Source organism: Streptomyces sp. NPDC057424 (genome assembly GCF_042803315.1).
Classification (GTDB): Bacteria; Actinomycetota; Actinomycetes; order Streptomycetales; family Streptomycetaceae; genus Streptomyces.
Map to the genome: position 1 here is coordinate 71167 of NZ_JBHVCP010000037.1, position 10627 is coordinate 81793.

The following is a 10627-nucleotide window of genomic DNA, read 5'->3' on the forward strand; positions in this document are numbered from 1 at the left end:
CGCTGTGGAGGTCAGGCGTTGACCTTCTCGCGCTCGCGCTCACGCTGCTCGGCGCCCTGACGCTCACGGGCGAGCTCGGCGGCGTCCCGCTTGAAGGCCCATTCCATCTTCGGTTCCATCGCGAACCGGAAGACGCGCTGCACCGGCTTGGTGCACAGCGCCGTCACGACGGCGGCCGCCAGGACGGTCACGAGGACCTCACCGGACGGCTGGTGCAGCCAGGACGCCTCGAACCAGCCCTGGTAGTCGCCGGCCTTCACTAGGAAGCCGTGCAGCAGGTAGCCGTAGAGCGTGCCGGCGCCGAGGGCCGTGAACCACATGTGGCGGCGCGGCACCCAGGCGAAGAAGCAGGCGGTCAGCACCAGGGAGCAGCCGAACATCGCGAGCACCATGACCGGTCCGGCCCACCACGGGGCGCCCAGCTCCTGCGCGGCGTCGCGGTGGTAGAACCACGCGGTGTTCATGCGCGGCACCGCCCACCAGCTGAAGGCCAGCGCGACGGCGAACACCGGCACCGAGGCGATCCGCACCGAACGGCGGCGCACCATGTGGAAGTGCTCGGGCTTCATGACCAGGCCCAGCACGAAGAACGGCAGGAACTGCAGGACGCGCTGCAGATCCAGGTCGTCACCGATCTCCGGGGTGACGGTCGCCAGCATGGCGAGACCCAGCGCGAGCGGCAGCGGCCAGCGCACCAGGTTCCAGATGGGGGTGGTCAGGCGCCAGATGAACAGCGCGACCAGGAACCAGGTCAGGTACCAGGGGTCGAGAAGGCTGATCTCCTGATGCGGGTCGTTGTCGATGACCCGCTTGAAGAGCGGATAGGCCGTCTCGAAGATGATGTACGGCACGGCGACGCCGGTGATCAGGCGCTTCAGCCGGTCGGGTCGCATGTCGAAACTGCGCGAGAAGTAGCCGGAGATGAGGATGAACGCCGGCATGTGGAACGCGTAGACGAGCTGGTACGCCGCCTCGAGTATCCGGCTGTCGCCCTTGAGCGGCTCCCAGGCGTGGCCCATGGCCACCAGCACGATGGCGAGGTACTTGGCGTTGTCGAAGAACGCGTCGCGCTGCTTGCCGCTCTGCTTCTTCTGCGTGCTCTGCGGCGAGCGCGGGCTCGGCACTCCGTCGGCCGGCGGCTGTGCCGGGGGAAGTGGCGCCCTGCGGTCGCCGTTCGGTCGCAGCGAGTTCGTCACAGACCCTCCCACCAGGAGCTCGGGGAGACGATCCGGGACCTCGCTGCGCGTGCGGGGGACGAGGCAGCGTGGAACATCTGAGGCACCCTAGCGTTCCCTGCAGCTATTCGTAAAACGCCGGAAGTGATTCCTGGCTATTTGCTGCGGGTACCCCGGATTACGGGTAGCTGACGCCACTGTCGGCGTGACGGCCAACACATCGTCCGATGGTGGATTGTGTGCACCGTCTCGGCCCTGCTTGTCATGACACTTCCGGACTAAGCGGCGCATAAGACCAGCAGGCGACTCCAGTGGAATGTCCACTTCAACCCTGTTCGGTCCCTACCTCACAAGGTTGTTGACGGCCTGCGGCAGCAATTCGAATTACCTGCGAACGCGTTGTGTGGAGACGGAAACGATGCGATCGAATTCCCTGTGCGGGTGGCTCGTCGAATTGCCGTGCGACTCCTCGGCGTTGAGACCTTGCGCACAGACCTGCCGCGTGGGTGGGTGCGACACGTGTGTGGTCGATGCGTCACCGGCCGCATAGCGCGGCCCCGTTGGTGGCACGATGGTCCTGGCGGGGGTGCGCGGGGTCGCGCCCCCGGGCCGGGAGAGCGGACCGACCGAGGGTGTGTGATCAGTTGTGGCCATTTCACTGTCTGTGGTGCTGCTGTTGGCGATCATCCTCGTGGTGTTGCTGAGAGGGGGATCCATCAAGGCGGGGCCGGCGATCGTCGCGGTCCTCTTCGGCTTCTTCCTCGCCTCGACCGGCATGGCCGACGACATTCAGCGGTTCCTCAACTCGATAGCGGAGACCATCAACTCCATCAGCTTCTGACCGACGGGCGGGAGCGCCCCGTCCCGAGCCCCGCGCTGCGGGCCCGGCGCAGGAGCGGCTACGCTCGCCCCGACCACAGGACGGTGCGTGACGGGGGGAACGTACGGGGATGGCGCTGCGCGACTCCGACCCGGCGGAAGTGGGCGGCTACCGCATCGAGGACCGCCTCGGCTCCGGCGGCATGGGTGTGGTCTACCTGGCCCGCTCGACCTCCGGCCGACGCCTCGCGATCAAGGTCGTGCACAGCCAGTACGCCGACGACGACGAGTTCCGCGCCCGGTTCCGCCGCGAGGTGGCCGCCGCCCGCCAGGTCAGCGGCGCCTTCACGGCCCCCGTCGTGGACGCGGACGCCGACGCCACGCATCCCTGGATGGCCACGCTCTACATACCGGGCGCGGACCTCGGCACCCATGTCCGCGAGCACGGCCCGCTCCCGCTGCCCCGGCTCCGCGGCCTCGCCGCCGGCCTCGCCGAGGCGCTGCGCGACATCCACCGCGCCGGAGTCGTCCACCGCGACCTGAAGCCGGCCAACGTGATGCTCGCCGAGGACGGCCCCCGCGTCATCGACTTCGGCATCTCCCGCGCCGCCGAGTTCGCCGCCTCCGACGTCCTCACCCAGACCGGTCGCGTCATGGGCACGCCGCCCTTCATGTCCCCGGAGCAGTTCGCCTCCCCCCACGACGTCGGCCCGGCCGCCGACATGTTCTCCCTCGGCTCGGTCCTCACCTACGCCGCCACCCGCCGCGGCCCCTTCGACAGCCCGAGCCCGTACGAAACGGCCCTGCGGGTCGTCGAGGGCGAACCGGACCTCGCCGGCGTCCCCGGCGAGCTGCTCCCCTTCATCCGCCTCTGCCTGGAGAAGGACCGGAAGGACCGCCCCGCCGCGGACGAACTGTTCACGCTGCTCCGCGAGGGCGGCATCCCGGGCCCGCTCCTGGTGCCCGGCACCGCCGCGCCGTGCCCCGTGCACCCGTGGCCGAGCGCCCGGCCGACCGAGCCGGCCGTCACGGAATGGCCCGACGCGGCCCGTACCGAGCGGGGTGAAACGTCGCACCACCTGCCCGAGGAGGCGGACGCCGATCGGGACGGGCCGCGGCGTTCCCGGGCCGACAGAACCCCGACGGAACAGCATCGGCCGCCACGCGACCCGGCCGGGACCCGTGCACCCGAGGCGGAGCGCACCCGACGCCGCCGCGGACACGGACTGCTGCTGGTCTCGGCCGCCGTGGCCGTCGCACTCGCCGCGATCGTCACCACCACCGTCACCCTGATCCGCGACAACGACCGCCCGCCGTCCTCGTCCACCGCCAAGGCGGCCGACCTCCCCGAGGGCTGGAAGCCGTGGGTCGCCACGGCGAAGTCTCCCGTGGACAGCGAGGGCGGCCCGGGCGGGGCCGACACGTCCTTCAAGAGCTGCTCCGTCGTCGACGCCTCCCTCGTGTGCGCGGGATCCGACCTCATGGCGACCCGCTTCGGTCTCGCCGACGGCCGCAACACCTGGAGCCGGCCCGTCGACACCACACCCGACGGTGCCTCCGGCGACGAGGGCGCGCTCATCGGCACCGACAACGGACGCGTCTACGTCTACGGGGCGGAGGATGCGCAAGGCGTGAGCGGCGTGGGGTCCAGTTACACGATCTACGCCCTGGCCGCCGGTACCGGCAAGGAGCTCTGGCGGACCGGGACCGGCAGCGGCGAGATGTCGAGAGCCCCCGAGGGGCCCCGGGGCGCTGCGACGGCCGTGTCCGAGGGTGTCGTCACCTTCTACGGATCACAGGGCGACCAGTACGCCCTGCTCGACGCGGAGACCGGCAGGGTCCGCTGGCGGCAGCCGGAGCCGGGTGACCAGGGCGACTGCATGCTGGACTCGGCGGCCGACCGTGCCTACCTGATCTGCACGACCCAGGCGAACGACGAGAAAGCGGCCGAAACCACGGTCTCCCAGATCGACCCGGCCACCGGGAAGGCCCGCTGGACCGTCGAGGCCGAGGGTGCCCTGCAGCTGCTCGGCCCGCAGGAGGGACGCCTGGTGTTCGCGGACGGCGTGTCCACGGCCCGCGGCCTCACCCTGATCGACGCCTCCTCGCACGAGCTCACCGTGCGCCGGCTGGCAAAGCCCCGGCCCGAGGGGTCGAGGGCGTACCTGGTCCGCGGCACCGTCTACTTCACGCGCAGCAGCGGAGGCGTTCGCGCCGTCTCGCCGCTCACCGGGCGGACGCTGTGGGAATCCAACTCCACCCTGGAGCGGCAGGGGCCGCCGACCGCCTCCGCCACCCACGTCTACTTCGCCTCGCCCAGCGGGCGCCTGGCGGCTCTGAACGCGCACAGCGGCAAGGTCGAGGACACCCGGGTCGGGCGCGACGACGGCGGCCGGGTCGACAGCATCCTCGTCACCTCCGGGGCACCGCTCCTGCTCGTCGGTGATGCCCTGTACGTCCCGTACGGCGTCCGGTCCGTCTACACCGTGGACGTCCGGGATCTCTGACCGGTGACGAGGCCGCCCTCGTGCTCGTAGGGGGCGACGCGTCCCGGAGCCGGGTGACCAGCCTGGCGACGGATCGTGGACCGGCCCGTCGAGCCATGCCCTGAGCCGGGTATGCGCCACCGCGTCACCTAGTGTTGCGGTACACCGCCGGCTCTCAGGGGGACAAGAGACGTGAACCACGTGCGGGACCGGCGCATCCGGCCCGCGAGGCTGTTCGGCGCTGCCGTGACGGCATTCCTCGCGGTGACAGCGGTGGTCGGCTTCGGAATCAGGGCCGACCTGCCGTGGTGGGCGCTCGTGGCCGGGGCTTTGCTGACGGCGGGACTCGCCGGCTGGACCGGGGCGCAGATCGGCCGTCAGCACGGCATCCGCGACGAGGTCCTGGAGCTGGGGGAGACGGTGCTCGGCACCTACACCGTCCGGCCCCCGTACACCGAGCACACCCCGCCGGCGGCCCATGAGGGCCCGCAGTATCAACTCCGCATGACCACCCGCAACATGGAGATGTGGGAGCGCACCGCCTTGCTGTGGCGGCATCCGTTGCCGGAGCTGCGTGTGATCATCGAGGGTCCGCGACTGCGCATCCACCATGACGGGCGCGAGGCCGGGACGATGCTGCTGGAACAGCCGAGCGCCGCGGGGGAGATATGCAGCGTCGCCAGGCGGTACGGGGCCACCTGACAGGCGACTGCGTTCCCGTGCTCGCGAGGTCGGCGGAAGGGCTTCGGGCGGGAGCTGCTTCGGGGCGCGTGATCTTGGCCCGTAGGCGTCCGGCGAGTCGCTGGCTGAGCGAGTCGACAGGGGCCGGAAGCCAACAAGATCAAGAGCCGGAGGGGCACGCGGGGGACACGCCGGACTGAACGCAGCCCCGGGAAACACTCAGGACCAGGTCGAGGAATGATCCTCCGACCTGGCCCTGAGCCATTCGGAGCGGGCGACGGGAATCGAACCCGCGTAGCTAGTTTGGAAGACTAGGGCTCTACCATTGAGCTACGCCCGCACAGCACGCGCCGCGGGTCGGGTGACCGCGGCACTGAAGGCATCGTAGCGGGTCGGCACCCTCCGCCGCACACCGCATTCGCGCCCGGGCCGACGCGGCACGGACCCTGTGGAAATGCGGCGGCCACACCGCCTGTCGGCATGTACCCTACGTGTCGCACCAGACGGGGTGTGGCGCAGCTTGGTAGCGCGTCCGCTTTGGGAGCGGAAGGCCGTGGGTTCAAATCCCGCCACCCCGACCAGTCATCCGGTCACCTCGCGTGACCGCACATCCGGTCATTCGCGTGATCGCCTTTTGGGCGGTGTAGTCGCTGCCGTTACTATGCAAGCTGCACGCCCGTGTGTCTCATCGTCTGCAGTCCTCCGGGCGGCGAAATCCGCCGGGCCGTTCTGGCACCGGCAGAAACCAAGAAGTCAGCCACAAGGAGACCGAACCGTGAAGAGCGCCGTGGAGACCCTGAACCCGACTCGGGTTCGGCTCACTGTCGAGGTGCCCTTCGAGGAGCTCAAGGACAGCCTCGACGCGGCGTACAAGAAGATCAACCAGCAGGTCACGGTGAAGGGCTTCCGCAAGGGCAAGGTCCCGGCCCGGGTCATCGACCAGCGGTTCGGCCGCGGTGCGGTTCTGGAGGAGGCGGTCAACGACGCGCTTCCGAAGTTCTACACCGACGCGGTCAACGAGGCCGAGCTCAGCGTGCTGGGCCAGCCCGAGGTCGACATCACGGAGCTGAAGGACGGCGAGACGCTGAACTTCACCGCCGAGGTCGACATCCGCCCGGCCATCGAGATCCCGGACTTCTCCGGCATCGAGGTCGAGGTCGACGCGGTCGAGGTCACCGAGGAGGACGTCGACAAGGCCGTCGAGGAGCTGCGCGAGCGCTTCGCCTCCACCGCCCCGGTCGAGCGTGCCGCCGAGAACGGCGACGTCGTGACGATCGACCTGCAGGCCAAGGTCGACGACGAGGTCCTCGAGGACGGCGTCGCCGACGGCGTCTCCTACACCATCGGCTCCGGTGAGCTGCTGGACGGCATCGACGACGCCGTGACGGGCCTGGAGGCCGGTGGCGAGGCCACCTTCACCTCCGAGCTCAAGGGCGGCTCGGCGGCCGGCAAGGAGGCCGAGGTCACCGTCAAGGTCACCCAGGTCGCCAAGCGTGAACTGCCCGAGCTGGACGACGAGTTCGCGCAGCTCGCCTCCGAGTTCGACACCATCGAGGAGCTGCGCGCGGACAGCCGCAAGCGCCTCGAGAACATGAAGCAGTACGACCAGGCCACGCAGGCCCAGGAGCGCGTCCTGGAGAAGCTGCTCGAGCTGGTCGAGGTCCCGGTCCCCGAGAAGCTGCTCGAGGACGAGGTCAACACGCGCAAGCACAACCTCGAGCACCACCAGCTCGGCCAGATGGGTCTCGACCTCGCGAAGTACCTGGAGATCCAGGGCAAGAACGAGGAGGAGTTCGAGACCGAGACCCGCGAGGCCGCGGTCAAGGGCATCAAGACCCAGTTCGTGCTCGACGAACTCGTCAAGCAGGAGAAGCTGAACGTCAACCAGGAGGAGCTCACCGAGCACCTCATGCGCCGTGCGGCCTCCTCCGGCATGTCCCCGGACCAGTTCGCCCAGGCGGTCGTCGAGGGCGGCCAGGTTCCGCTCCTGGTCGGCGAGGTCGCCCGCGGCAAGGCCCTGGCCGTCGTGGTCGAGAAGGCCACGGTCAAGGACACCAACGGCGAGGTCGTCGACCTCGACGACGAAGAGGACGAGGACACCGCCGAGGCCTCCACCGAGGAGACCCCGGCCGAGTCCGCCGAGGAGAAGACCGAGGGCTGAGCCCCGGCACCGGTGAGGTTGTGAGGAAGGCCCTGGGGCACGCCCCAGGGCCTTCTTGCCGCCCGCGGGAACAGCGCCCCCCCCGGGCGCGGGGAACTGCGTGACAAGCCCCCACCCGCCCGCAGCCCGGTGATTCCCGCACCCCCCTGGACGCGATCGCACGGCCCCCCGGTGGAGCCCACCGCGCTACGCCCCCGGCGAACACTCCCATCTCCGGGATTCCCCGAAGGGACCCGCGCGTTAGGGTCCATGAATACGAGGGCAGTGGAGTCCCCGAACGGCTCCTAGCCCCTAGGGAAACGTGAGACGGCCCGGCGCCGTCGTAAGACGAGCAGGTGGATACGTGACGAATCTGATGCCCTCAGCCGCCGGCGAGCCCTCTATCGGTGGCGGCCTCGGCGACCAGGTCTACAACCGGCTGCTCAACGAGCGGATCATCTTCCTCGGCCAGCCGGTCGACGACGACATCGCGAACAAGATCACCGCGCAGCTGCTGCTCCTTGCCGCCGAGCCGGACAAGGACATCTACCTGTACATCAACAGCCCCGGCGGTTCGATCACGGCCGGCATGGCGATCTACGACACCATGCAGTACATCAAGAACGACGTGGTGACCATCGCCATGGGCCTCGCGGCCTCGATGGGCCAGTTCCTGCTCAGCGCCGGCACCCCCGGCAAGCGCTTCGCGCTGCCGAACGCCGAGATCCTGATCCACCAGCCCTCCGCCGGCCTCGCCGGTTCGGCCTCGGACATCAAGATCCACGCCGAGCGGCTGCTGCACACCAAGAAGCGCATGGCCGAGCTGACCTCGCAGCACACCGGCCAGTCGGTCGAGCAGATCACCCGCGACTCGGACCGCGACCGCTGGTTCGACGCCTTCGAGGCCAAGGAGTACGGCCTCATCGACGACGTCATGCCCACGGCCGCCGGCATGCCGGGCGGCGGCGGCACCGGGGCCTGAGCGGTCCCCACGGGGCCTGTGGCGCCCCGTGAGGCCCACGGAGCCCCTCCCGGGCCCCCAGCGACCCCAGACAGCCCCAGCCGACCGCCTCAGCCCCTTTCAGGAGACACCGTGAACCAGTTCCCCGGCAGTGGGATCTACGACCGTATGCACGCCGTGCAGGACATGAGCGCCTCGCAGGGCCGCTACACCGGCCCGGAGGCCGAGTCCCGCTACGTCATCCCGCGCTTCGTCGAGCGCACCTCCCAGGGCATTCGCGAGTACGACCCGTACGCGAAGCTCTTCGAGGAGCGCGTGATCTTCCTCGGCGTCCAGATCGACGACGCCTCCGCCAACGACGTCATGGCGCAGCTGCTGTGCCTGGAGTCGATGGACCCCGACCGTGACATCTCGGTCTACATCAACAGCCCCGGCGGCTCCTTCACGGCGCTCACGGCGATCTACGACACGATGCAGTACGTGAAGCCGGACATCCAGACGGTCTGCATGGGCCAGGCGGCCTCCGCCGCCGCCGTCCTGCTGGCCGCCGGTACTCCGGGCAAGCGCATGGCCCTGCCGAACGCGCGTGTGCTGATCCACCAGCCCTACAGCGAGACGGGCCGCGGCCAGGTGTCCGACCTGGAGATCGCCGCCAACGAGATCCTGCGGATGCGCTCGCAGCTGGAGGAGATGCTGGCCAAGCACTCCACGCAGACGATCGAGAAGATCCGCGAGGACATCGAGCGCGACAAGATCCTCACGGCCGAGGACGCGCTGAGCTACGGCCTGATCGACCAGGTCATCACCACCCGGAAGATGGACAACTCGAGCCTGCGTTGAGGCGCGAGGCTGTATTGTCTGCCGCCCCTTGGCATGGTTTGGCACGGTCCACGTCAAAGCGAACCGCGCCAAGGGGGGCCCGAACGGGGGGCTCGGCAAGGTACCGTCGGACATAAGGCAGCACCAGGAGTCCGCTGGACGTCGGCGTCCAGGAGTCTCCCAGGCGAAGGGGAAGCACACCGTGGCACGCATCGGTGACGGCGGCGATCTGCTCAAGTGCTCGTTCTGCGGCAAGAGCCAGAAGCAGGTCAAGAAGCTCATCGCAGGGCCCGGTGTGTACATCTGCGACGAGTGCATCGACCTCTGCAACGAGATCATCGAGGAAGAACTCGCGGAGACCAGCGAGGTCCGCTGGGAGGAACTCCCGAAGCCCCGCGAGATCTACGAGTTCCTCGAGGGCTATGTGGTCGGCCAGGAGGCCGCCAAGAAGGCCCTCTCCGTAGCGGTGTACAACCACTACAAGCGAGTCCAGGCCGGCGAGAACGGCGGGGCGAACGGCCGTGACGACGCCATCGAGTTGGCGAAGTCCAACATCCTGCTCCTCGGACCCACGGGCTCCGGCAAGACCCTCCTCGCGCAGACCCTCGCGCGCATGCTGAACGTCCCCTTCGCGATCGCCGACGCCACGGCCCTCACGGAGGCGGGATACGTCGGCGAGGACGTCGAGAACATCCTGCTCAAGCTGATCCAGGCGGCCGACTACGACGTCAAGAAGGCCGAGACCGGGATCATCTACATCGACGAGATCGACAAGGTCGCGAGGAAGAGCGAGAACCCCTCGATCACGCGCGACGTGTCGGGCGAGGGTGTCCAGCAGGCCCTGCTGAAGATCCTGGAGGGCACCACGGCCTCGGTCCCGCCGCAGGGCGGCCGTAAGCACCCCCACCAGGAGTTCATCCAGATCGACACGACGAACGTGCTGTTCATCGTGGGCGGTGCCTTCGCCGGTCTGGAGAAGATCATCGAGTCCCGGGCGGGTGCCAAGGGCATCGGCTTCGGCGCGCAGATCCTCTCCAAGCGCGAGATGGAGGCCAAGGACCAGTTCCAGGAGGTCATGCCGGAGGACCTGGTGAAGTTCGGGATGATCCCCGAGTTCATCGGCCGCCTCCCGGTCATCACCTCGGTCCACAACCTCGACCGCGAGGCCCTGCTCCAGATCCTCGTCGAGCCGCGCAACGCGCTCGTCAAGCAGTACGAGCGCCTCTTCGAACTCGACGGCGTGGAGCTGGACTTCGAGCGCGAGGCCCTCGAGGCCATCGCCGACCAGGCCATCCTCCGCCAGACCGGCGCACGCGGCCTGCGCGCCATCATGGAGGAAGTCCTCCAGGGCGTGATGTACGAGGTCCCGTCCCGCAAGGACGTGGCCCGGGTCGTCATCACGGCGGACGTCGTGCAGTCGAACGTCAACCCGACACTGATTCCGCGGGATGCGCGGGGGCGCGGGCCGGGCGAGCAGAAGACGGCGTGACGCAGGAGCGTAAAGGGAAGGGCCCCGGTCATCGACCGGGGCCCTTCCCTTTACGCC

Annotated in this window: 8 protein-coding genes and 2 tRNA genes; 8 read left to right on the forward strand and 2 right to left on the reverse strand. The window is 69.1% G+C overall.

The genetic code is table 11. The features are described from left to right. Nucleotides 1-11 precede the first annotated feature (11 nt). Nucleotides 12-1196 (reverse strand): acyltransferase family protein, encoded by a 1185-nt coding sequence (locus tag ACFU3E_RS26055; protein ID WP_384162859.1) that lies wholly within the window; start codon nucleotides 1194-1196, stop codon nucleotides 12-14. Nucleotides 1197-1821: 625 nt separating this feature from the next. Here ACFU3E_RS26055 and ACFU3E_RS26060 point away from each other — a divergent pair. The 3 genes from ACFU3E_RS26060 to ACFU3E_RS26070 all read left to right on the forward strand — a co-directional run bounded on the left by ACFU3E_RS26060 (nucleotide 1822) and on the right by ACFU3E_RS26070 (nucleotide 5182). After that, nucleotides 1822-2016 (forward strand): hypothetical protein, encoded by a 195-nt coding sequence (locus tag ACFU3E_RS26060; RefSeq protein WP_003990237.1) that lies wholly within the window; start codon nucleotides 1822-1824, stop codon nucleotides 2014-2016. A gap of 109 nt (nucleotides 2017-2125) precedes the next feature. Continuing rightward, a complete protein-coding gene (locus tag ACFU3E_RS26065; protein ID WP_384162863.1) occupies nucleotides 2126-4501 on the forward strand; it encodes a PQQ-binding-like beta-propeller repeat protein in 2376 nt (791 codons plus the stop codon). Between the two features lie 171 nt (nucleotides 4502-4672). Beyond that, complete coding sequence (locus ACFU3E_RS26070; RefSeq protein WP_384162867.1) at nucleotides 4673-5182, forward strand: hypothetical protein; 510 nt, start codon at nucleotides 4673-4675, stop codon at nucleotides 5180-5182. A gap of 248 nt (nucleotides 5183-5430) precedes the next feature. Here the strand turns inward: ACFU3E_RS26070 and ACFU3E_RS26075 are convergent. Further along, a tRNA-Gly gene (locus ACFU3E_RS26075) sits at nucleotides 5431-5501 on the reverse strand. 164 nt (nucleotides 5502-5665) lie between these two features. Between ACFU3E_RS26075 and ACFU3E_RS26080 the strand changes: the two genes are divergently transcribed. The 5 genes from ACFU3E_RS26080 to clpX all read left to right on the forward strand — a co-directional run bounded on the left by ACFU3E_RS26080 (nucleotide 5666) and on the right by clpX (nucleotide 10570). Next, nucleotides 5666-5742, forward strand: a tRNA-Pro gene (locus ACFU3E_RS26080). 194 nt (nucleotides 5743-5936) lie between these two features. After that, nucleotides 5937-7322, forward strand: coding sequence for a trigger factor (gene tig / locus ACFU3E_RS26085; RefSeq protein ID WP_384162870.1), 1386 nt, complete (start codon nucleotides 5937-5939; stop codon nucleotides 7320-7322). A gap of 355 nt (nucleotides 7323-7677) precedes the next feature. Continuing rightward, a complete protein-coding gene (locus ACFU3E_RS26090; protein ID WP_062931438.1) occupies nucleotides 7678-8283 on the forward strand; it encodes an ATP-dependent Clp protease proteolytic subunit in 606 nt (201 codons plus the stop codon). A 111-nt stretch (nucleotides 8284-8394) separates the two neighbouring features. Continuing rightward, on the forward strand, nucleotides 8395-9102 hold the full coding sequence (locus ACFU3E_RS26095; protein WP_384162873.1) for an ATP-dependent Clp protease proteolytic subunit: 708 nt from the start codon (nucleotides 8395-8397) through the stop codon (nucleotides 9100-9102). A gap of 181 nt (nucleotides 9103-9283) precedes the next feature. Continuing rightward, the gene (gene clpX / locus ACFU3E_RS26100; RefSeq protein WP_384162876.1) at nucleotides 9284-10570 is read left to right on the forward strand and encodes an ATP-dependent Clp protease ATP-binding subunit ClpX; all 1287 of its coding nucleotides are present in this window, start codon (nucleotides 9284-9286) and stop codon (nucleotides 10568-10570) included. Nucleotides 10571-10627 lie beyond the last annotated feature (57 nt).

What these genes read in the sequence shown, in the direction of transcription:
- ACFU3E_RS26065 (WP_384162863.1), top strand. Translation starts at nt 2,126, where the DNA reads ATGGCGCTGCGCGACTCCGACCCGGCGGAAGTGGGCGGCTACCGCATC.
- ACFU3E_RS26090 (WP_062931438.1), top strand. Translation starts at nt 7,678, where the DNA reads ATGCCCTCAGCCGCCGGCGAGCCCTCTATCGGTGGCGGCCTCGGCGAC.